General features: G+C 62.1%; 19 protein-coding genes. 8 read left to right on the top strand and 11 right to left on the bottom strand.

Annotation, left to right across the window (positions count from 1 at the left end):
- Window positions 1-122: 122 nt before the first annotated feature.
- From HYE77_RS21020 to HYE77_RS20990, 7 genes are all read left to right on the top strand, one after another.
- Entirely contained in the window at window positions 123-1364 is a 1242-nt protein-coding gene (locus HYE77_RS21020) for an SfnB family sulfur acquisition oxidoreductase (protein WP_008435817.1), read from the top strand.
- Between the two features lie 25 nt (window positions 1365-1389).
- A complete protein-coding gene (locus HYE77_RS21015; protein WP_177069271.1) occupies window positions 1390-2583 on the top strand; it encodes an SfnB family sulfur acquisition oxidoreductase in 1194 nt (397 codons plus the stop codon).
- Window positions 2583-3935 (top strand): LLM class flavin-dependent oxidoreductase, encoded by a 1353-nt coding sequence (locus tag HYE77_RS21010; RefSeq protein ID WP_003211846.1) that lies wholly within the window; start codon window positions 2583-2585, stop codon window positions 3933-3935. Before HYE77_RS21015 ends, HYE77_RS21010 begins: the two co-directional genes overlap by 1 nt.
- Window positions 3936-4078: 143 nt before the next feature.
- Window positions 4079-4894, top strand: coding sequence for a MetQ/NlpA family ABC transporter substrate-binding protein (locus HYE77_RS21005; protein WP_003211844.1), 816 nt, complete (start codon window positions 4079-4081; stop codon window positions 4892-4894).
- Window positions 4891-6009, top strand: a complete 1119-nt coding sequence (locus tag HYE77_RS21000) for a methionine ABC transporter ATP-binding protein (protein ID WP_102367883.1) — start codon at window positions 4891-4893, stop codon at window positions 6007-6009. Before HYE77_RS21005 ends, HYE77_RS21000 begins: the two co-directional genes overlap by 4 nt.
- A complete protein-coding gene (locus HYE77_RS20995; protein WP_177069270.1) occupies window positions 5999-6643 on the top strand; it encodes a methionine ABC transporter permease in 645 nt (214 codons plus the stop codon). Before HYE77_RS21000 ends, HYE77_RS20995 begins: the two co-directional genes overlap by 11 nt.
- Window positions 6644-6682: 39 nt before the next feature.
- Entirely contained in the window at window positions 6683-7309 is a 627-nt protein-coding gene (locus HYE77_RS20990; protein ID WP_177021017.1) for a bifunctional 2-polyprenyl-6-hydroxyphenol methylase/3-demethylubiquinol 3-O-methyltransferase UbiG, read from the top strand.
- A 94-nt stretch (window positions 7310-7403) separates the two neighbouring features.
- Here HYE77_RS20990 and HYE77_RS20985 read toward each other — a convergent pair whose 3' ends face one another.
- The 4 genes from HYE77_RS20985 to HYE77_RS20970 form a co-directional block, all read right to left on the bottom strand.
- Window positions 7404-9587 carry a glycoside hydrolase gene (locus HYE77_RS20985; protein WP_087692736.1) on the bottom strand — a complete coding sequence of 728 codons (2184 nt, stop codon included), beginning with the start codon at window positions 9585-9587 and terminating at the stop codon, window positions 7404-7406.
- A gap of 120 nt (window positions 9588-9707) precedes the next feature.
- Window positions 9708-12761, bottom strand: coding sequence for an efflux RND transporter permease subunit (locus HYE77_RS20980; RefSeq protein ID WP_087692737.1), 3054 nt, complete (start codon window positions 12759-12761; stop codon window positions 9708-9710).
- Window positions 12758-13828, bottom strand: a complete 1071-nt coding sequence (locus HYE77_RS20975) for an efflux RND transporter periplasmic adaptor subunit (protein ID WP_177069269.1) — start codon at window positions 13826-13828, stop codon at window positions 12758-12760. The genes HYE77_RS20980 and HYE77_RS20975 overlap by 4 nt, the downstream gene beginning before the upstream one ends.
- The gene (locus tag HYE77_RS20970; protein ID WP_003211832.1) at window positions 13825-14928 is read right to left on the bottom strand and encodes an efflux RND transporter periplasmic adaptor subunit; all 1104 of its coding nucleotides are present in this window, start codon (window positions 14926-14928) and stop codon (window positions 13825-13827) included. Before HYE77_RS20970 ends, HYE77_RS20975 begins: the two co-directional genes overlap by 4 nt.
- Window positions 14929-15093: 165 nt before the next feature.
- Here HYE77_RS20970 and HYE77_RS20965 point away from each other — a divergent pair, with 165 nt between their 5' ends.
- A complete protein-coding gene (locus HYE77_RS20965) occupies window positions 15094-16254 on the top strand; it encodes an AAA family ATPase (RefSeq protein WP_177069268.1) in 1161 nt (386 codons plus the stop codon).
- 117 nt (window positions 16255-16371) lie between these two features.
- Here the strand turns inward: HYE77_RS20965 and HYE77_RS20960 are convergent, their stop codons facing one another.
- From HYE77_RS20960 to HYE77_RS20930, 7 genes are all read right to left on the bottom strand, one after another.
- Window positions 16372-17247 (bottom strand): transporter substrate-binding domain-containing protein, encoded by an 876-nt coding sequence (locus HYE77_RS20960; RefSeq protein ID WP_008435828.1) that lies wholly within the window; start codon window positions 17245-17247, stop codon window positions 16372-16374.
- A complete protein-coding gene (locus HYE77_RS20955) occupies window positions 17244-18020 on the bottom strand; it encodes an amino acid ABC transporter ATP-binding protein (RefSeq protein WP_003211829.1) in 777 nt (258 codons plus the stop codon). The genes HYE77_RS20960 and HYE77_RS20955 overlap by 4 nt, the downstream gene beginning before the upstream one ends.
- Window positions 18017-18676, bottom strand: coding sequence for an amino acid ABC transporter permease (locus HYE77_RS20950; protein ID WP_008435829.1), 660 nt, complete (start codon window positions 18674-18676; stop codon window positions 18017-18019). The genes HYE77_RS20955 and HYE77_RS20950 overlap by 4 nt, the downstream gene beginning before the upstream one ends.
- A complete protein-coding gene (locus tag HYE77_RS20945) occupies window positions 18657-19322 on the bottom strand; it encodes an amino acid ABC transporter permease (RefSeq protein ID WP_003211825.1) in 666 nt (221 codons plus the stop codon). Before HYE77_RS20945 ends, HYE77_RS20950 begins: the two co-directional genes overlap by 20 nt.
- A 559-nt stretch (window positions 19323-19881) precedes the next feature.
- Complete coding sequence (locus HYE77_RS20940; RefSeq protein WP_003211822.1) at window positions 19882-20664, bottom strand: MetQ/NlpA family ABC transporter substrate-binding protein; 783 nt, start codon at window positions 20662-20664, stop codon at window positions 19882-19884.
- A 232-nt stretch (window positions 20665-20896) separates the two neighbouring features.
- Window positions 20897-21817, bottom strand: a complete 921-nt coding sequence (locus HYE77_RS20935; protein WP_003211821.1) for a sigma 54-interacting transcriptional regulator — start codon at window positions 21815-21817, stop codon at window positions 20897-20899.
- Window positions 21818-21865: 48 nt separating this feature from the next.
- Window positions 21866-22447 carry an alpha/beta hydrolase gene (locus tag HYE77_RS20930; protein WP_003211820.1) on the bottom strand — a complete coding sequence of 194 codons (582 nt, stop codon included), beginning with the start codon at window positions 22445-22447 and terminating at the stop codon, window positions 21866-21868.
- Between the last annotated feature and the right edge of the window lie 267 nt (window positions 22448-22714).

Below are 22714 nucleotides of genomic sequence, written 5' to 3'. Positions count from 1 at the left end.
ATGCACCGGACCACCGGACATTCCTGATTTTTTTATCTTTTCAACGGATGTGAGGTAGGTATGGTCAAAATTACCCCGGTGCGTAACGCCAGGGCATTGCGTGCAGCCAAGGAGCGGCGCTGATGTCTAACTTGGCACAAACACCCCCCCAGAGTGATCTGGACGTTGCCCCGCTGTTGTTGCCCGCCAAAGTGCTGCGCAACGACGCCGAGGCCCTGAGCGCCGCCCACGAGCTGGCACAGGCCGCGCGCCTGCAAGCGGCCAGGCGCGATCAGCAACGCAAACTGCCCTGGGCTGAAATCGAACACTTCACCCGCAGCGGCCTGGGCAGTATTTCCATTCCCCGTGAGTACGGCGGCCCGCAGGTGTCCTTCGTGACCCTGGCCGAGGTGTTCGCGATCATCAGCGCGGCCGACCCGGCGCTGGGGCAAATCCCGCAGAACCATTTCGGCATCCTGCACGTGCTGCAAGGTGCGGCCAGCGAGCGCCAGAAAAAGCAGCTGTTCCAGAGCGTGCTGGACGGCTGGCGCATCGGCAACGGCGGCCCGGAACGCGGTACCAAAAACACCCTGGACCTCAAGTCACGCATCACCGCCGAAGGTGACGGCTACGTCGTCAGTGGCCAGAAGTTCTACTCCACTGGCGCGCTGTTCGCCCATTGGGTGGCGGTCAAGGCCTTGAACGATGACGGCAAAGTCGTCATGGCGTTCGTGCGCCGTGGCACCGAAGGCCTGCGCATCGTCGATGACTGGTCCGGCTTTGGCCAACGCACCACCGCCAGCGGCACAGTGCTGCTGGATCAAGTGGCGGTGGACGCCGAACTGGTGGTGGAAACCTGGCGACTCGGCGAAACACCGGGCATCCAGGGCGCAGTCTCGCAATTGATCCAGGCGGCCATCGACGCCGGCATCGCCCGTGGCGCGATCGACGACACCATCAGCTTTGTACGCGAACGCTCGCGGCCATGGATCGACGCCAAGGTCGAACGGGCCAGCGATGACCTGTATGTGATCGCCGATATCGGCAAGCTGAAGATCGAACTGCACGCCGCTGAAGCCCTGCTGCGCAAGGCCGGCCAGGTACTGGACCAAGTCAGCGCCGCGCCGATCACCGCGCAGTCCGCCGCACGCGCCTCGATTGCCGTGGCCGAAGCCAAGGTGCTGACCACCGAGATTTCCCTGCTCGCCAGCGAAAAGCTGTTCGAACTGGCCGGCAGCCGCGCGACCCTCGCCGAATTCAACCTCGACCGCCACTGGCGCAACGCCCGGGTGCACACCCTGCACGACCCGGTCCGCTGGAAGTACCACGCGGTGGGCGCCTATCACCTGAACGGCACTTTACCTGCCCGACATTCCTGGATTTAACCGACCAGACCTCTGGAGAATACGCATGACCCTTTCTCATCACGTCGCGGTTATTACCAGCGATGAACAAGCCCTCATTGTCGCCAGCGACCTGGCCGAAGACTTCCGCCGCGACAGCGCCTTGCGTGACCGTGAACGCCGCCTGCCCTTGCCTGAGCTGGACGTGTTTTCCCGCTCCGGCCTGTGGGGCATCAGCGTACCCAAGGAGTTCGGTGGTGCCGGCGTTTCCAACGTCACCCTGGCCAAAGTCACGGCACTGATTGCCCAGGCGGATGCGTCCCTGGGGCAGATCCCGCAAAACCATTTTTATGCCCTCGAAGTGCTGCGGGTGAACGGCAGCCCGGCGCAGCAAAAACGCCTGTACGCCGAAGTGCTCGCCGGCCAGCGCTTCGGCAATGCGCTGGCAGAACTGGGCACCAAGACCGCCCACGACCGCATCACCAAGATCACCCGCGACGGTGACGGTTTCCGTATCACCGGCCGCAAGTTCTACTCGACCGGCGCGATCTACGCCCAACGTATTCCCACGTCCGTGGTGGACGAAAACGGTGTGCAGCAACTGGCCTTTGTCACCCGTGACAGCGAGGGCCTGAGCGTGATCGACGACTGGAGCGGCTTCGGCCAGCGCACCACCGGCAGCGGTTCGGTGGTGTTCGATAACGTGTGGGTCGCGGCCCAGGACGTGATCCCGTTCCAGAGTGCCTTCGAACGCCCGACCACTGTCGGCCCGCTGGCGCAGATCCTTCACGCCGCCATCGACACCGGTATCGCCCGCGCTGCCTATGAGGATGCGCTGCACTTCGTGCGCACCAAGACCCGGCCGTGGATCGATGCCACCAGCGACAAGGCCACCGAAGATCCGCTGACCCTGAAAAGCTTCGGCCACTTGAGCATCCGCCTGCACGCCACCGAAGCCCTGCTGGAACGCTCAGGCGAATTCCTCGACCGCGCCCAGGCCGACTGCAATGCCGGCACCGTCGCGGCCGCATCCATCGCGGTCGCCGAAGTGCGCGCCCTCAGCACCGAGATTTCCCTGGCGGCCGGCAGCACCCTGTTCGAACTCGCCGGAAGCCAGGCGACCCTCGCCGAACACGGCCTGGACCGCCACTGGCGCAACGCCCGGGTACACACCCTGCACGACCCGGTGCGCTGGAAGTACCACGCCGTGGGCAATTACTACCTCAACGATGAAAACCCGCCACTGCGGGGGACTATCTGATGGCGAAGAAAAAGATCCTGCTCAATGCCTTCAACATGAACTGCATCGGGCACATCAACCATGGCCTGTGGACCCATCCACGGGACAACTCGACCCAGTACAAAACCATCGAGTACTGGACCGAACTGGCGCAGTTGCTGGAACGCGGACTGTTCGACGGGCTGTTCATCGCCGACATCGTCGGCGTGTATGACGTCTACCAGAACTCGGTGGACGTGCCGCTCAAGGAAGCGATCCAGCTGCCGGTCAACGACCCGTTGCTGCTGGTCTCGGCCATGGCGGCGGTCACTAAAAACCTTGGCTTCGGCCTGACCGCCAACCTCACCTACGAACCGCCGTATCTGTTCGCCCGGCGCATGTCGACCCTCGACCACCTGAGCCGTGGCCGGGTGGGCTGGAACATCGTCACCGGCTACCTCGACAGCGCCGCCAAGGCCATGGGCCTGACCGAGCAGGTCGAGCACGACCGGCGCTACGACCAGGCCGACGAATACCTGGAGGTGCTCTACAAACTCTGGGAAGGCAGCTGGGAAAACGACGCGGTGATCAACGATCCGCAGGCGCGGGTGTATGCCCAGCCGGAGAAGGTGCACAAGGTCGAGCACAAGGGCGAGTTCTATCAGGTGGAGGGTTATCACCTGTGCGAGCCGTCGCCGCAGCGCACGCCGGTGCTGTTCCAGGCGGGCAGCTCCGACCGTGGGCTGCTGTTTGCCGGGCGCCACGCCGAGTGCGTATTCATCAGCGGGCAGAACAAGGCCTCGACCAAGATCCAGGTGGACAAGGTGCGCGCCAGCGCCGTGGAAGCCGGGCGCAACCCGGACGATATCAAGGTGTTCATGGGCCTGAACGTGATTGTCGGCGCCACCGAAGAAGCTGCGTGGGCCAAGCACGCCGAGTACCTGAGCTACGCCAGTGCGGAAGCCGGCGTGGCGCATTTCTCGGCATCCACGGCGATTGATTTTTCACAGTACGAAATCGACGAACCGATCCAGTACGTGAAGAGCAACGCCATCCAGTCCGCGACCAAGAACCTGCAGAACAATGACTGGACCCGGCGCAAGTTGCTTGAGCAGCACGCCCTGGGCGGGCGCTACATCACCCTGGTGGGTTCGCCGGCACAGGTGGCGGATGAACTTGAATCATGGATCAGCGAAACCGGCCTGGATGGCTTCAACCTGACGCGCATCGTCACCCCGGAAAGCTACGTCGACTTCATCGAACTGGTGGTGCCGGAGCTGCAGCGCCGGGGCTCGTACAAAACCGCGTATGAGACCGGGACGTTGCGGGAGAAAGTCTTCCACCACTCGGCGCACCTGCCTGAACAACACACCGGCTCCACCTACCGCCACTGAACCAAAATGTGGGAGCGGGCTTGCTCGCGAAAGCGCTGTATCAGTCGCCGGATGCATTCACTGACACACCGCTTTCGCGAGCAAGCCCGCTCCCACAGTTGACCGAGTTGTTTGCACTCACACCTTATGACTGGAAATCCACTATGAAAAAAACATTGCTCAGCCACCCAGTCAAAGCACTGGCTCTCGCCCTCGGATTGTTCAGCTCGGCGGTATTCGCCGCTGACGCTCCCTTGAAAGTCGGCACCACCGCCGCCTTCGCCATTCCCCTGGAAGCCGCCGTCGAAGAGGCCGGCAAACAGGGTTTGAAAGTCGAACTGGTGGAATTCACCGACTGGATCGCACCCAACGTCAGCCTGGCAGCCGGCGATATCGACGTGAACTACTTCCAGCATATCCCGTTTTTGGAAAACGCCAAGGCCGCCGCTGGCTTTGACCTGGTGCCGTACGCGCCGGGCATCATCAACAACGTCGGGCTGTATTCGAAGAAGTACAAGAGCATCAACGACCTGCCCCAGGGCGCCAGCGTGGCGATTGCCAACGACCCGATCAACAGTGGTCGCGGCCTGCAACTGCTGGCCAAGGCCGGCTTGATCACGCTCAAGCCGGGCGTGGGCTACAAGGCCACTGAAGAAGACATCGTCACCAACCCGAAGAAGATCAAGATCCTGCAAGTCGAAGCCGTGCAACTGGTGCGCGCTTATGACGACGCCGACCTGGTGCAGGGCTACCCGGCGTATATCCGCCTGTCCAAGACCTTCGATGCCGAGTCGGCGCTGCTGTTCGACGGCCTCGACCATCCGGAATACGTGATCCAGTTCGTGGTCCAGCCCAAGAGCAAAACCGACCCGCGGGTGATCAAGTTCGTCGACATCTACCAGCACTCGCCGGTGGTGCGCGCCGCGTTGGATAAATCCCTTGGCAAGCTCTACCAAGTCGGCTGGGAAGATAAAAAATGACCGCCGCCCACTCTCAACTGCGCGACCTGGGCCTGCCGCCCAGGGACGCCGAGCAGACAGAACTGCACCCGGACCTGAATCGCGCGCACGTGCGCTTTATCAACCTGGGCAAGACCTATGACGGCCAATCCGTGCCCGCCCTGCAAGGCATCGACCTGGCGATCCAGCGCGGCGAAGTCTTCGGCATCATCGGCCGCAGCGGCGCCGGCAAGTCGTCGCTGATCCGCACCATCAACCGCCTGGAACAACCGAGCAGCGGCCGGGTATTGATTGACCAGGTGGACATCGGCGACTTCGACGAAGACCGCCTGGTCGCCCTGCGCCGACGCATCGGCATGATCTTCCAGCACTTCAACCTGATGTCGGCCAAGACCGTGTGGCAGAACGTCGAACTGCCGTTGAAAGTCGCAGGCGTGCCCAAGGAGCAGCGCGAGAAGAAGGTGCGTGAACTGCTGGAATTGGTCGGTTTGCAGGATAAGCACCAGGCTTACCCGGCCCAGCTGTCCGGCGGGCAGAAACAGCGGGTGGGCATCGCCCGCTCACTGGTGCATGACCCACAGATTCTGTTGTGCGACGAAGCCACTTCGGCGCTCGACCCTGAGACCACGCAATCCATCCTCGGCCTGCTGCGGGAGATCAACAAACGCCTGGGCCTGACCATCGTGCTGATCACCCACGAAATGGCCGTGATTCGCGAAATCTGCGACCGCGTGGTGGTGCTGGAACACGGCCATGTGGTCGAGCAAGGTCCGGTGTGGGAAGTGTTCGGCAACCCGCAGCATGAGGTCAGTAAAACCCTGCTGGCGCCGCTGCAACATGGCCTGCCTGAAGAGTTGCAAAGCCGCCTGCAGGCCAATCCGACCTCAAAGGACGCCGCCGTGGTGCTGCGCTTGCAACTGACTGGCAGTGCCGAAGACGAACCCGATCTTGCTGCGTTGTTCAGCGCCCTCGGCGGGCGCGTGCGCTTGCTGCAAGGCGGTGTGGAACGCATCCAGGGCCACGCCTTGGGGCAATTGCTGCTGGCGGTGAGCGGCTCGTCCCTGACCGCCGAAGAACTGCGCAGCCGCGCCGGGCGCTGGGCACAACAGGTGGAGGTGCTGGGCTATGTGGTTTGATCGTTTATTGCAGGGCGCCATCGACACACTGTTGATGGTCGGAGTGTCGTCGTTGATTGCATTGCTGGTGGGGATTCCGCTGGCGGTGTTTCTGGTGACCAGCGACAAGGGCGGCATCTATCAGGCGCCTGCCTTGAATCGGGTGCTGGGGGCGTTCGTTAACCTGTTCCGCTCGATCCCGTTTTTGATTTTGATGGTGGCGCTGATTCCGTTCACCCGGTTGATCGTCGGCACCACCTATGGCGTGTGGGCGGCGGTGGTGCCGTTGACCATCGCGGCCACGCCGTTCTTCGCGCGGATCGCCGAAGTCAGCTTGCGCGAAGTCGACCACGGCTTGATCGAGGCGGCGCAGGCCATGGGTTGCCGGCGCTGGCATATCGTCTGGCATGTGCTGCTGCCGGAGGCGCTGCCGGGGATTGTCGGCGGGTTCACGATTACCCTGGTGACGATGATCAACTCCTCGGCCATGGCCGGCGTCATTGGCGCCGGTGGGCTGGGGGATATTGCCTATCGCTATGGCTATCAGCGTTTTGACACGCAGATCATGCTCACCGTGATTGTGCTGCTGGTGATCCTGGTAGCCGTGATTCAGTTGGGCGGCGATCGGTTGGCCAGGGTTCTGAACAAGAGGTGAGGTATAGTCGGGCCATCTCAGCGCCCGGTATAACCTGCCATGAAACTTGCCCCCGACGACCTCGACCAGATCACCTCCACCACCCTTGGCCACTACAACAAAGTGGCCGAGGATTTTCGTGAAGGCACCCGCGATCACGATGTGAGCCAGAACATTGATGCGTTGCTGCGGCATATCCAGGGCGACGCACCGTTTACCGTGCTGGATTTCGGCTGCGGGCCGGGGCGGGATTTGCAGACGTTTACCCGCATGGGCCACATCGCTGTGGGGCTCGATGGTTCGGAGCGCTTTGCACAGATGGCCCGGGAAGACAGCGGCTGTGAAGTGCTGCAACAGGACTTCCTGAAGCTGGATTTGCCAGCCGGCCGTTTCGACGGGATCTTCGCCAATGCGGTGCTGTTTCATATTCCCAAGCAGGAACTGCCGCGCATTCTTGGGCAGTTGCATGGGGCGTTGAAGGTCGGTGGGGTGTTGTTCAGCTCAAACCCTCGGGGTGAAAACCAGGAGGGCTGGAATGGGCCACGGTATGGCTCGTATCACGACTTGCAGGCGTGGCAGGAATTGCTGACGGCTGCGGGGTTTGTGGAGCTGGAGCATTACTACCGGCCAGCGGGATTGCCTCGGGAACAACAGCCGTGGCTGGCGAGTGTGTGGCGCAAGCTGTAGGTCTTTGTTGTTTGGGCTTACGCCTTCGCGAGCAAGCCCGCTCCCACATTTTGGAATGCATTTCCCTGTGGGAGCGGGCTTGCTCGCGAAGGACTCACAGCCGCCACTCATCCACCTGATACACCACAGCCTGGGCGCCAGGTACAAAAGCCGTAATACGCCCCTCAGCAAAATTCGCCACCAACCGCGTCCCATCGGCAAACGTGGTCTGCTGCACCTGTTTATCTTCCGTCAGCCAGCGAAAATCGGTCATCGCCTGAGTCGCCAACCGCTCATGCAGCGGCCGGAAGAACGCGTCCTGGCGCTGAATCACCGGCAAGCGCTGCTTCACCGTCGCCGCACTCAGGTGATACAGCGGCGGCACGTTGTAGAGCAGTTGCGTCAGCTCGTTTTCGGCCCGCACGTTGCTCAGTTTCAGGCTGTCGAACAGCCAATGGTGGGTGGTGATCACCGAGCCATGGAACACCGCCTGATACAGCGGCAGGCGCATCGTCGGGTCAAAGTAGACCGTGCGAAACGGCTCTTTCAACGGCACCGACTTGAAGAACACCGCCGGCTGTTCCGGCGGGTACCAAGCCCCGACGTAATACGGCGACTGCCTGTCCTTGGTCATCTCACGATCACCCCAGCCCAGCACCGGCGTTTGCATGCCGTGGGCAAACAGGATGCCTCGGGCGGTGATCGCGTTGCCGTCCTCGGAACCTGCCGGCAACTTCAGCGCCGTATTGATCCAGCGGGCCGCATCGATATTGCCTTCGGCGTTTTGTGCCTGGGTCATGCTCGCACCCGTGCGATAGCTGTCGAACAACATACTGGTGGCATAGGCGTCGAGGAACCAGGCGTTGAACCCGGACTTGGCCTGCACCGCCTTGATCCGCGCCTCCAGCAACGGCCGCACGCAGCGCGGGTCGGTGTAGTGGCCGGACTTCTGGAAGCCTGTCTTGAGCTGGCCGCCCTTCAACACGATCGCGCACTCGCCATAGGCCTTGCTGCCCAGGTGCGCGGTGGTCCAGTCGGGATTTTCGGTGGCAGACAGTGCCGTTTCATAAGAGTCGTAGGGCGCCATCAAGTAACCGGCGTCGACCCCGGTCTTCACCGCCTCAGGATGCCAGAGCCCGCCTTCCCAGCCTTCGCCCTGGGTCACCAGCAGGCGCTTGAGACCGGCGCCTTTCAGCGCGTTGGTGACGGACAAGGTGTTGCCCCAAGTCTCAGGCGTGGCGCTCAAGGCACCGGCAAAGGCCACGGCCAACTCACGACGCAGCGCACCATAGCCATCAGCGAGTTGGGTCATATTCGGCTCGGTGGAGGGCTGCCAGCTTTGCCGGGCCTTTGTGTTGATCGCCGCGTTCAGGCCGCGCAGCAGGACAGCCTGCTCATACGGTTGCTTGACCTGCCGAACCTGCGCAGCCTCTTTGTCCAGCAAGCCATTCAATTCAGCCGCCAAGCCTTTGCCGCTGCGTAGCAGCTTGAGCAGTTGCGGCCAGTCGCGCACATCCCCCGGAGCCAGCAGATCATTGCCCCACAGGTAGATATGGCTGGCGCCCAGCAGCTTTTCCGCTTCCGGGGTTTGCCGCAACTTGTCCGCCAACGGTTCAAACAGCCCCTGCTCCACCAGCCACTGGTGATAACGCTTGGCGCCGGCCAGCGGGTCGCTTTCGCCCAGGTGCAACAGAACGGTCATCGGTGCCGCGGGGTCCAGCGTGGTGAATTCATGGAAGGCGGACAACGCCAGTCCTTTGCCGTCGGCCTGCCAGCTCAAACGGTTGTTGTAAGGATTGGTCATCAGCCAGTTTAGGGTGAACGCGCCGTGATCCACGCCCCACAGCGGCAAGCTGAGGTCCTGGGTGGTGTTGACGTCGCCCTGTTCCAGCAGGAAGTCCTGCCACACACCATTGCCCGCCGGCACGTAATGCCCTTCGGCCAGTGGCCAGATCAGGCCCTTGCCCATGGCGCTGGCGGGTTGGCGCAGGATCGCCAACTCACCGGCATCACGGGCGGTAATCGTCAGGGCAAGATCCCGTTGCTCGAGGGTGGCGCTCAGGCGATAGGCGCCATCGTCCCATTGCCAACTGGCCTGACGGGTGCTTTGGGAGAGCTGGTTGACCCTGTGCGCTGGGCCTCCGCTTGAAGCCTGCACGGCGGTCTTGTCGCTGGGGAAAACGTGGATCGCAAGGGTCGCCGGGTCGATCTCAACCCGCCACAGGGCGTTCTCCAGCACCGTGCCGGCAAGGGCCACGGGCGACAGTAACAAGCTACAAACCAGCAGGAAACAACGCATGGGGCAGGCCTTGGCAAAGGATCAGGCCCGGAGGGTAAAACAATTGATCGGGTGCGAAGGGCAAAAAAATGTTTCAGGGAACATTCCCACGTCCGTGTAGGAATGTCACCGCTGTGGCCGTCAGGCTTGTTCTTTCTTCGGCTCGCGAATCTTGTACCAGGCCACGTACAGCGCCGGCAGGAACAGCAGCGTGAGCAAGGTGGCGATGATGATCCCGCCGATCATCGCGTAGGCCATCGGGCCCCAGAACACTTCACGGGCGATAGGGATCATGCCCAGGCTGGCCGCTGCTGCGGTCAGCAGGATCGGCCGGCGCCGGTGTTCGGTAGCTTCCACCACCGCGTCCCACGGCGTGTAGCCGTCGCGCTCGTAGGCGTCGATCTGCGTCACCAGGATCACCGAGTTACGGATGATGATGCCGATCAGCGCAAGGATCCCCAGAATCGCCACAAAGCCCATGGGCGTGCCCGTGGGAATCAGCGCCAACACCACGCCAATCAGCCCCAGCGGCGCCACGCTGGCCACCAGGAACATCTTCTGCACGCTGTGCAGCTGGATCATCAGGAAGGTCGCCATCAGGAACAGCATCAACGGCACTACCTTGGCAATCGGGCCCTGGGCCTTGCCGCTTTCTTCCACGGTGCCGCCGGTGGCGACCTTGTAGCCCACCGGCAACCCAGCACTGAACTTGTCGATGTCCGGCTTGAGCTGTTTCACCAGGTCGGTCGGCTGCATGTCGTCGCGCACCGCCGCCTTGATGGTGATGGTCGGCTTGCGGTCGCGACGCCATACCAACGGCTGTTCCAGCTCATAACGCACGGTGGCGAACGCCAGCAGCGGAATAGAGGTGCCGTTGGGCGTGACGATCTGCAGGTTCTGCAAGGTTTCCGGCGTACCGCGTTCGGCATCTTCGGCGCGGCCGACCACGTTGATCAGGTAGATATCGTCATGCACCTGGGTCACCGACGCACCGCTGACCACGCTGTTCATCAACTGCGCCACGTCTTCCGACGACAGCCCCAGTTGCCGCGCCTTGTCCTGGGCGATGTCCACCCGCAGGACTTTGCCCGGCTCGTTCCAGTCGTAGATGATCTCGCCCATGTGGGTATTTTTATCGAGCATGGTCGCCAGTTCGATCGCGTGTTTGCGCACCTGGTCGATGTCCTTGCCAGACACCCGGTACTGGATCGGACGCCCCACCGGCGGGCCCATTTCCAGTGGCTGCACGAAGCTGCCCACGCCGACAAAATCTTCCCGCAGGCGTTTTTGCAGGCGCGCAATCAAGGCGCCGCGCTCTTCCAGGCCCTTGCTGACGATCACCAGTTGCGCGTAGTACGGGTTCTCCAGTTGCTGGTCGAGCGGCAGGTAGAAACGGATCGCGCCCTGGCCGATATAGGTGCTCCAGCGGGCGATGTCCGGGTCGTCCTTGATGATCGCCTCAAGACGGTCGACGGCCTTGCGGGTCTCGTTGATCGAGGCGTTTTGCGGCAGGTTGAGGTCGACGAGGATTTCCGGACGGTCCGAGGACGGGAAAAACTGGTTCTGCACAAACTGCATGGAAAACACCGACGCCACAAACAACAGCACCGTGATGCCGATGGCCCACCAGCGATTGCGCATGGCCCAGAGCATGCCGCCATTGAACGCCCGGCCCACCCGGCCGGGCTCGGCATTGTGGGGTTTTACCTTGCTGCTGAGGATATGCACGCCGAGCACCGGCGCGAACAATACCGCGACCACCCACGACACCAGCATTGCCACGGCAATCACCGCGAACAGCGTGAAGGTGTACTCACCCGCCGAACTGGCGTTGAGGCCAATCGGCACAAACCCGGCGACGGTCACCAGCGTGCCGGTCAACATCGGGAATGCGGTGGAGGTGTAGGCGAACGTCGCCGCCTGCTCCTTGGTCTCGCCTTTTTCCAGGCGCGTGATCATCATCTCCACGGTGATCATCGCGTCGTCCACCAACAGGCCGAGGGCAATGATCAACGCGCCCAGCGACACCCGCTGCATGGTGATGCCGCTGTATTCCATGAACACGAACACCAGCGCCAGCACCAGCGGGATCGAGCACGCCACCACCAACCCGGCACGCACGCCGAGGCTGATAAAGCTCACCACCAGCACGATGATCACCGCCTCAAACAACGCGCTGGTAAAGCCGCCAACGGCCTCCTCCACCACTTCGGCCTGGTCGGAAACCTTGTGCACGCCCACACCCACTGGCAGGTCGGCGGTCAGGTCGTCCATGCGTTTGTGCAGGGCCTTGCCGAAGTCCTGGATGTTGCCGCCCTTCTGCATGGCGATGGCCAAGCCGATGGCGGGCTTGCCGTTGAAGCGGAACATCGGCGTCGACGGGTCGACATAGCCACGGGTGATTTCCGCCACGTCGGCCAGCCGATAGAAACGGTCATTGAGCCGCAGGTTGACGTTGGCCAGGTCCTTCTCCGAGGCGAACTGCCCGGAGGTGCGCACCGAAATCCGCTCCGGCCCGGCCTCGATCACCCCAGCCGGCGTCACCGCGTTCTGCGATTGCAGGCTCTGCACCACCTGGCGCTGATCAATCCCCAGGGCCGCGAGTTTGCGGGTGGAGAAATTCAGGTAAATCACTTCGTCCTGCTGGCCGATCATCTCGACCTTGCCCAGCCCCGGTACCGAACGAATTTCGGCGCGCACTTGCTCCACGTAATCGCGCAGCTGGCGCATCGACAGGCCGTCGGCGGTAAACGCGTACACCGAGCCGAACACATCCCCGAACTCGTCGTTGAACGCCGGCCCCTGCAAGCCTTGGGGGAAGCTGCCGCGAATATCGTCGATCTTCTTGCGGACCTGGTACCAGATCTGCGGGATGTCCTTGGCGCTGGTGGTGTCCCGCAGGAACACGAACACCGTGGACTCGCCGGGCCGGGTGTAGCTCTTCACGTAGTCGAGGGAGTCCAGCTCTTCGAGTTTTTTCTCGATGCGGTCGGTGACCTGCTTCAGGGTCTCTTCCTGGGTCGCACCCGGCCAGCGGGTCTGGATCACCATGGTCTTGATGGTGAACGACGGGTCTTCCTCGCGACCGAGGTTCATGTACGAGAACACGCCCATCAGCAGCGCGACGAACATCAGGTACCAGACGAAGGACTGATGCTTGAGGGCCCAGTCGGATAAGTTGAAGCTCCCTTTCATCGCGGGCTGTCCTCGTCGATTTTGACTTTTTGCCCGGGCTTCAGGCTGTTCACGCCGGCACTCACCACCCGCTCGCCGGGTTTGACGCCGGCGTTGAGCAAGGCGCTGTCGGCGTCACGGCTGACGATGCTGACGTCACGGGGCTGTACGGTCTGGCTTTGGGTGTCGATCACCCAGATGCGGGTCTTGCCGTCGGCTTCCTGCAAAGCGCTGAGGGGCAGTTCGATACGCGGAGCGATGGCTGAGCTCAAGGTCACGCTGATAGCGGTGCCGAGGCGAAACGCGGGCGGCGTTTCGGCCAGGGTCAGGCGGGCGCGACGGGTGCGGGTGGCGCTTTGGGCCTGGGGTTCGATCTCGCGCACGGTGGCAGTCGTGCTGATGTTCGGGTCCATTTGCCCGGCGACCAGGAACACCACATCCGGCGGCAGGCGTTCGGCGAGGCCGGCAGGCAAGTCGATGACGGCTTCCTTGATGTCCGGTCGTGCCAGGGTCACCACTTGCTGCCCGGCGCTGACCACCTGGCCGGCCTCGGCATTCCAGGCGGTGACGATGCCTGCATGGTCGGTGCGCAGTTCGGCGTAGTTGAGCTGGTCCTTGGCCTGGTTGACCGAGGCCCTGGCCTGATCCAGGGAAGCCTGGGTGGTTTTCAAGTCAGTCTGGGCGATGTCCAGTTGGGCCTGGGCGCCGACGCCACGGCTGAACAGTTCCTGTTGGCGGCGGGCATTGGCCTGGGCGTTGATCCACTGCGCCTGCACGCGAGCCAGGTCACCTTGGGCAGCACGCAATTGGTTCTGTTGATCGGTGGGGTCGAGCACGGCCAGCAACGCGCCCTGCTCCACTTCGGCGCCCACGTCGACCGCGCGCCGGGCAATGCGCCCGGGCACACGGAAACCCAGGTTGCTTTCATAACGGGCCTGGATCGTGCCGGCGAAGCGGCCGAGGTTTTCCTGGTCTTCGGCTTTCACTTCAATCGACAGCACCGGGCGCACCGGTTCCGGCGCCGGTTCTTCCTTGGAACATGCCATCAACAGCAGGCTGGCGGCGAGCACACACGTCAACTGCTTCATGGCTGCACTCCCTGGGCCTGGGCCTGATCCGGCGGCTGGGCGATTTCCACGATCATGCCGGGGTGCAGCAATTGCCCGCCGGCCACCACGACTTTTTCGCCACCCTTGAGGCCGTCGCTGATGATCACCTTGCCGGTGAGATAACGCGCGACCGTGACCTTGTGCAGTTGCGCCTTGCCGTCGTCGTCCACCAGCCAGACAGCCGGCGCACTGATGTCTTTGGTCAAGGCAGCCCACGGCAATTCGATGCTGGCCTTGGCCGGCCCGTTGGCGGTGGCGCTGACCACCGAGCCCAGTTGCATGCCCTTGGGCAGCGCGTCGAGGGCGATTTTGACTTGCACCGTGCCGGTATTGGCGGCAACGGCCGGGGTGACTTCGCGCACCTTGCCCACGGCGGTGATCTGCGGGTTTTCCAGCAGGCTGACGGTAATCGGCTTGTCCGGCGGCGGCTCCACCAGCAGCGATTCATAGACGTTGAACACCGCGTCGCGCTCGCCATCCCGGGCCAGGCTGAAAATCGGCACGGTGGCCTGCACCACCTGGCCCACCTCGGCCTGGCGGGCGGTGATGATGCCCGGCGCGTCGGCGACCAGCGAGGTGTAGCCCAACTGCTCGCGCGCATTGGCCAACTGCGCCTGGGCCGCGGTCAGCGCGCTCTGGCTGCTGCGCAACGCGGCCTGGGCGGAGTCGTATTCGCTGCGGCTGGTGTAGCCCTTGGGCAAGAGTTTTTCCTGGCGCACAAACGCGGCGGCGGTCTGCTTGACCCGCGCCTGCTCGGCGACCACCTGGGCCTGGGCGGAGTCGACGTTGGTCTGCAAATCTTTCGGATCGAGCTTGGCCAGCACCTGCTTGGCGCTGACGCGGTCGCCGACATCCACCATGCGCTGGATGATCTTGCCGCCGACGCGGAACGACAGATCGGTCTGCACCCGGGCCTGGATATCGCCGGTCAAGGTCACGGCGGCGGCAAAGTCGGTGGACTTCACCGTCTGCACAAACACCCGGGAATGTTCCTTGGGTTCGGCTTTTTCCTGGCCGCAACCGCTCAGCAGCGCCAGCAGGCCAAGGCCGAGGATAAATGTGAGTTTGGGACCGCCCATGCAGGCTCCTTGCTTGATTGACGCGTCGGTGATTATGCGACTGTTAGCGTAGTTCAGGGTTCCGCGTCGTAGGCATTGACTTACAGGAAATCAGGACGCCCGCGACACATCTCCGCCAGCCGACGCAGGTAACATGCGGATCCACATAATCGCGAACATCCTCTCATGCTCAAAACCCTCGCGGTGGCCAATTACCGCTCGATCAACAAATTGGTGGTGCCGCTGGATCGGTTGAACCTGATTACCGGCCCCAATGGCAGCGGCAAGTCCAACCTGTACCGCGCCCTGCGGCTGCTGGCGGAGACGGCCCAGGGCGGCGTGATCAACGCACTGGCCCGCGAGGGTGGGCTGGATTCAACCTTCTGGGCCGGGCCGGAAAGCATCAGCCGGCGCATGCTCAGTGGTGAAGTGGTGGTGGAGCCCATCGTGCGCCAGGGCGCCAAGCGGCTGCGCCTGGGGTTTGCCGCAGAGGATTTCAGCTATGCGATTTCCCTGGGGTTGCCCGAGAAAACCTTGTCCTATTTTTCCCTGGACCCGGAGATCAAGAAAGAATGCATCTGGGCCGGCCACGTGTACCGTCCGGCGAGCCTGCTGGTGCAGCGCTCCGGCCCGATGGTACGTGCCCGCGATGGCCGAGCCTGGGATGTACTGGCCCAGCACACGCCGAACTACCACAGCCTGTTCGATCAGGTCGGCAGCCTGCGGGGTTCGCCGGAGGTGTTGCTGCTGCGCGAAAGCATTCGCGGCTGGCGCTTTTATGACCACTTTCGCAGCGACGTCGACGCCCCGGTGCGCCAGCCGCAACTGGGCACGCGTACGCCGGTGCTGCATCACGACGGTCGGGATTTGGCGGCGGCGTTGCAGACCATTCGCGAGATTGGCGACCCGGACGCCTTGCAGCGGGCGATCAGCGATGCGTTTCCCGGCGCGCGGTTGAATATCGAGCCATTGCAGGGCGGCCGTTTTGCCATCGAGTTTTATCAGGAAGGGTTGCTGCGGCCGTTATCGGCGGCGGAGCTATCGGACGGGACCTTGCGCTACTTGCTGCTGGTGGCGGCGCTGCTGACGCCGAGACCACCGACGATGATGGTATTGAACGAACCGGAAACCAGCTTGCACCCGGATCTGTTGCCAGCATTGGCGCGGCTGATCATCCAGGTGTCGCAGCAGTGTCAGGTGTGGGTGGTGTCCCATGCCAGCCGCTTGATTGCGGCGTTGCAGCAGGATGAAGGGTGTAATTCGATCGTGCTGGAGAAGGTGATGGGGCAGACGCAGGTGGTGGGGCAGCGGGTGCTGGATGAGCCGGCGTGGCATTGGCCCAGCTGATGATCGTTCCCACGCTCTGCGTGGGAACGCATCACGGGACGCTCCGCGTCCCAGCAGCAGACGCGGAGCGTCCAAGGCGGCATTCCCACGCGGAGCGTGGGAACGATCATTGACGGGTCAACCCTGCCACTTCCCGCCTTCAACAATCACACTCTCAGGCTTGGTGTCATCGCTCAGTTCCTTGCGAACATACTGGTCATACAGCTTGAGCAGATACTTCTCTTCGCCCAACTTCGCCAGCTCGGCATTCACCCAATCCCGCAATTCGATGTTGCCCTTCTTCACCGCCGGCGCAATCGGCGCTTCATCCCCCAGTTTCTGCTCCAGCACACGGTAGCCCGGGTTCTGCTTGGCCCAGCTGAACAGCACCAGGTTGTCCTGGGCATAGGCATCACCACGGCCCGCCGACAACGCTTGCAGCGACTCGGAATTTTTCTCGAACTTCAGCAGTTTCCAGTCCGGGTGGTTCTTGGTCAGCCAGATATCCGCGGTGGTGCCGGTGGTGACGATGGTGGTGCGGGTCGCCAGGTCGTCCAGGCTCTTCACCGAGCTGTCCTGCGGCACCAGGGCCTGCACCGCGACTTTCAGGTTCGGGTTGGTGAAGTCCACCGCTTCCTTGCGCTCCGGCGTCACCGTCATGTTGGCGAGGATCAGGTCGACCTTGTCACTTTGCAGGAACGGAATGCGGCTCGCCGGTTCTACGGCGACGAATTCAACCTTGTTCTCGTCGCCCAGCAGGTCCTTGGCGAAACGGCGGCCGATGTCGGTATCGAAGCCGACATAACGGCCGGACTCATCCACGAAACCAAACGGCGGCTTGTCGGTGAATACGCCGACGATCAGCTTGTCCCGCGCCTTGATCTTGTCGATGTAGCTCACCGCAGCGGGTGCCGGGGTGGCAGCGGCAGCCGTCTTGGCGGGCTCTTCGGACTTATTGCAGCCGGCCAGCAAAGCGAGGCCGAACAGGGGGAATAACAACTTGGCAGTTTTCATGACAGCTCCAGTTCCTTGGTTCTTTTGGGCAGTGTTGAAACGAAGGAGAACTTCTCCAGGAACTGCTGCGCGCGTGCGGTTTGCGGGTTCGTAAAGAATGCCTCGGGGGTGTTTTGTTCGAGGATGCGGCCGGCCTCCATGAACACCACGCGGTCGGCGACGGCGCGGGCGAAGGCCATTTCATGGGTGACGATCAGCAGGGTCATGCCGTCCCGGGCCAGGCCCTGGATCACTTCCAGTACTTCCTTGACCATCTCCGGGTCGAGGGCGGCGGTGACTTCGTCAAACAGCATGACCTGCGGGTTCATGCACAACGAGCGGACGATGGCGATGCGTTGCTGCTGGCCGCCCGACAGCTGGCGCGGGTAGGCGTCGCGTTTGTCGGAGAGGCCCACCCGTTCCAGCAGTTTTTCAGCCTGGGCCCGGGCTTCGCGGGGTTCGCGTTTTTGCACTTTCAGCGGGCCGAGCAGGAGGTTGTCGAGCACGCTCATGTGCGGGAACAGGTGATAACTCTGGAACACCATGCCCACGTCCTGGCGCACCTGGCGCCAGTCGGTGGCCTTGTCCAGCAGCTCCTTGCCCGCAAAACGCAGGCTACCGCTGTGGGCCACTTCCAGGCCATTGAGGCACCGCAGCAAGGTGCTTTTGCCGCAACCGCTGGGGCCGAGGATCACCACCACTTCGCCGCTTTGCACACTCAGGTCGATGCCGTCGAGCACCTGCTGGTCGCCGAAAAACTTGTTGAAACCCTGGAACTCGATCAATGCGCTCATGCTTGGGCCCAGCGCCGTTCCAGCACCTTGGAGGCGGCCGACAACGGGTAGCAGATAAAGAAGAAAAACAGGAACAGCGCGCCGTAGATCAATACGGACTCGTAGGTGCGCTCGATGATTTGCTGGCCGACCTTGATCACGTCCACCACACCGATCAGCACCGCCAGGGAGCTGGTCTTGATGATGCGGGTGTAGACGTTGATGGTCGGCGGCGTCATGCGTTTCAGGGCCTGGGGCAACAGCACGTAGCCGTACAGTTGCGGGTCCGACAGGCCAATCGACAGGCCGGCTTCACGCTGGCCTCGGGGCAACGAATGCAACGCACCGCGCACCACTTCGCCGACTTCACTGGCACCCCACAGCGACAACACCAGCACGGCGCACCAGAAGCTCGGAATGCTCAGGCCAAAGAAAATCGGCAGGCCGAAGAACAGCAAGTACAACCACACCAACACCGGAATGGCGCGGAACAGCTCCAGGTAAATCCGCAGCACCAGGTTGATCGCTTTCGAATTCAACGTGCGCAGTACGCCATACACCACGCCGCCGACGGTGCTGAAGGCGATGCTCAAGAACGAGATCGACAGGGTTTGCGCCGCGCCCTTGCCCAGTTGCGGCAAGGACACCCAGAGTAATTCAAGACCCGAACTGGCCATGCTGGAGCCTCCTTTCAAGGCGGCTGAGCAGCAGCGACAGCGGCAGGAATAACAGCACGCAGATCAACGTGAGCACCGCGAGCATTTCGTAGGTTTTGTAGTAGAGGGCGATATAGCTTTTGGTGGTGTAGAGAATCTCCGGCACCGCCACCGCCGACACGATCGTGGTTTCCTTGAGCAGGAAAATAAAGTTCGCAAACAGCGCCGGCAGGCTGAGGATCCCGGCCTGGGGCAGGATCACATGGCGCAGCAGTTGCCAGTGGGACAGCCCGATGGACTTGCCCGATTCGATCTGTGCCAGCGGTACCGCCTCGACACCGGCGCGCAACACTTCCGTGAGGTAGGCGCCGCCGAGAAAGGTCATGGTGATGATTGCCGCCCAGAACCCGGAGATATTCAGCCCCAGGGCCGGCAACGCGAAGTAGACGAAAAACAGTTGGATCAGCAGCGGTGTGTTGCGCGCCAACTCCACGTACAGCGCCACCAGGCGCCACACGTAGGGCGTGCGAAACACCAGCAGCGCGGCGTTGATCAAGGCCACCAGCATGGAGGTGCCAATGGCGATCAGGCCGACTTGCAGGGTAACGCCCACGGCCTTGAGAAACGCTGGCAGCGTGCTGAGGATAAATGCGTAATCGAAGGTCATCTGAAATCCCTGACGCCGCAGGGGTAAAGCGGCGTTGGTGCGGTCCGGTCCAGCGTGGGTAACGCCGGGTAGCGCCGACTTTAAAGGTATAAAAAGCAAAATTTAAATACCGAAATAGCATATTGATATCACCCAAATAGATAACCTGCGGATTCGCGGTGCAGATGGATGACAGCTACTGTTCCCGGGGAAGTAGGAAGGGTCTTTTTATCGGAGCTTCACTTCAGGGATAGGCAGCGCGTGGCCAGACTGACGGCCAACCAACAGCGAGGGAGTGAGCGATGAACGAGGCAAAACCGATTGATCCGCAGGAACTGGTGAAGTGGCTGGTGGCGCTACGCAGGGCCATTAACAGTCGAAATATCTGAGCTGACACAGTCCCAAATGTGGGAGCGGGCTTGCTCGCGAATGCGGTGTATCAGTCAGCAGATGTGTTGGCTGACCCACCGCATTCGCGAGCAAGCCCGCTCCCACATTTCGATTGTGTTCCAGCCATAAAAAACGCCGACGCTGTAGAAGCCGTCGGCGTTTAAACCTTGAAGGAGGTTTTTGGGTTCGATCAGAACGCCGGCACGACCGCGCCGTTGTATTTCTTCTCGATGAAAGCTTTCACTTCAGGGCTGGTCAGGGCTTTGGCCAGCTTCTGGATCGCGTCGCTGTCCTTGTTGTCCGGGCGGGCAACCAGGAAGTTCACGTACGGCGACTTGGCGTCTTCGATGATCAACGCGTCCTTGGCCGGGTTCAGGCCGGCTTCCAGGGCGTAGTTGGTGTTGATCAGGTCCAGGTCAACCTGGTCCAGGACGCGTGGCAGCAGCGCCGATTCCAGCTCTTTGAATTTCAGGTGTTTCGGGTTGCTGGCGATGTCTTTCGGCGTGGCCAGGGCGTTGGTCGGGTCTTTCAGAGTGATCACGCCAGCCTTTTGCAGCAGCAGCAGGGCACGGCCGGAGTTGCTGCCTTCGTTCGGGATGGCCACGGTGGCGCCATCTTTGAGCTCAGAGATGTTTTTGATTTTTTTCGAGTAGCCGCCGAAGGGTTCAACGTGCACACCGACCACGGTGACCAGGTTGGTGCCTTTACCCTTGTTGAAGTTTTCCAGGTACGGCAGGGTCTGGAAGTAGTTGGCGTCCAGACGCTTCTCGGCCACCTGTACGTTCGGTTGTACGTAGTCGGTGAAGACTTTGATTTCCAGGTCCACGCCTTCTTTGGCCAGGGTCGGCTTGACCAGCTCAAGGATCTCGGCGTGCGGGATCGGGGTAGCGGCTACCACCAGTTTCTCGTTGGCCTGGGCGAAGCTTGCGGTCAGGGCAGCCGCCAGTGCGGTAAACAACAGAACCTTTTTCATGCAGTGTCCTTATCGAAAATCCGGGTCGTCTGGGACGGCCGCTTTTTTAGTGGATGCCAGCGAAGTGCTATCGCGGCGTGGAGCGGACAATACCGAGGTTTTTTATTCCAGAACAATACTTTTTATTCACTTTGATATTCCATTTTGTTCATGCAGGAGCCCGTCTTGCCGGCGATGGCGGTCTTGAGCCTTGCGATGCTCCTGAGGACGCCATCGCCGGCAAGCAGGGCCCCTACAAAACAGCGTGTTCTTTCAGATAGCTTTTCAGGGCTTCAACCTCGGCGGCGCTGGCGTGGCCAAGAATTCGCCGCACCTGCTCCACAGGCGAACCCGCCACGGGCAGGTTCAAATGCTCAGGCAGAATCTCGTCGCCACTGCTGACCAGCAAGGCAAAGTGAATCACGTTCTCCAACTCCCGGGTGTTGCCCGGCCAGCTGTGATGCTCCAGCACGCGCTGGGCTTCGTCGCTGATCAGCGGCACCGGCAGGTCGAGGCGCTGGCTGTAGATGCCGAGGAAATATTCGGCCAGTGACAGGATGTCGCCCACCCGCTCGCGCAGTGCGGGCAGCTCCAGTTGGCCTTCGCTGAGGTAATGGAACAGGCGCTCATGAAACTTGCCGGCCGCCACGGCCTGGGCGAGATCGATGCTGGTGGCCGCCACCAGCCGCACATCCACCGGGCTTGGCTGATGGGCGCCGACGCGAGTGACTTCGTGGTTTTCCAGCGCCGCCAGCAGCTTGACCTGGATTGGCAGCGGCAAGTCGCCGATTTCATCCAGGTACAACGTGCCGCCGTTGGCCGAGCCAAACCAGCCGGCGCGGCTGCTGGCTGCGCCGCTGTGGCTGCCTGCGGCGTAGCCGAACAGTTCGGCGTCGGCGTATGTCGGGCTGATGGCGCCGCAATTCACCGAGACAAACAGGCCGGTGCGGTCGCTGCCACGGTGGATATGCCGGGCGAGCAACTCCTTGCCGCTGCCGGTTTCGCCGCGTATCAACACGGGCAAGGCGCGGGGGGCAAGGTTTTCGAGGTCTTCGCGCAGTTGCCGCGAACGCGGGTCGACAAACACCAGCGCCTTGGCACGAATGCTCAGGGGGCTTTTTTCGGCGTCGGGGAAGGTCAGCAGGGGCTGACCGAAGGTTTCATGCAGGCTCATGGCAGGCTCCCGCCCCATCCACGAAGGGGAAGGGGCGTTTAAAAAATTTTATGCACGGCGCCGGGAGTGATGTTCCAGGCGATTTTGCAGGCGATAGAGGTAGGCGAAACCCTGTTCCCAGCGTTGATGGCCGGACTTCACGTTGATGTGCCCGGCGCCCGCGAGAATTCCCGCTTCGGCGCCCCAGTTACGTGCCAGTTCCAGGGCGCGGGTGGCGCTGACGGCGCTGTCGTTGTCGGAGCTGACGACCTGGCTTGGGAAGGGCAACAGGTGGCTGGGGATTGGCGCAAAGTTACGCAGGGCGGGTGCGCAGGCAGGGCGTTCGACATCGGCCGGGGCCACCAGCAGGGCGCCGCGTACCTGACGCAGGAACTGCACCGGTGCGGTGGCCGCCCAATGGGCGACGGTGATGCAGCCCAGGCTGTGGGCGATCAGAATCACCGGGGTGCTGTCGGCGGCGATGGCTTCGGCCAGGGCGGCCACCCAGTCTTCGCGGCGTGGGGTGAGCCAGTCGGCCTGCTCCACGCGCGCGCTGTTGGGCAGGCTGTTCTGCCAATGACTTTGCCAATGATCTTCTGGCGATCCTTGCCAGCCCGGCACGATCAGATAACGAATCGACTCGCTGTGCATGGGTGTGCCCTCCTGCAGCGTTTAACGTTGTGGGTCAGTATAGGCACGGGGTATATATTCGTTAAGGAATAAGAAGCTATTTATTAATAACCAAAATGTTTGTTTGAGAGTGATGGGGGGTTTAGGGGGATGGGGGTACATATCCGTTTCTTCGGTTATGGCCGCTATTGGTTCCGCTCTTACAGCGGCTCACTTTTGAAGAGCGCAAAAGTAAGCAAAACGCTCTTGCCCCACCACTCGGCACCTCGCCTAGGCTCGGAGTGCCCC

Source organism: Pseudomonas sp. IPO3774 (assembly GCF_013386835.1).
GTDB lineage: Bacteria > Pseudomonadota > Gammaproteobacteria > Pseudomonadales > Pseudomonadaceae > Aquipseudomonas.
Note: the sequence above shows the minus strand (reverse complement) of the source record. Positions and strands in the feature narration are given on the sequence as shown.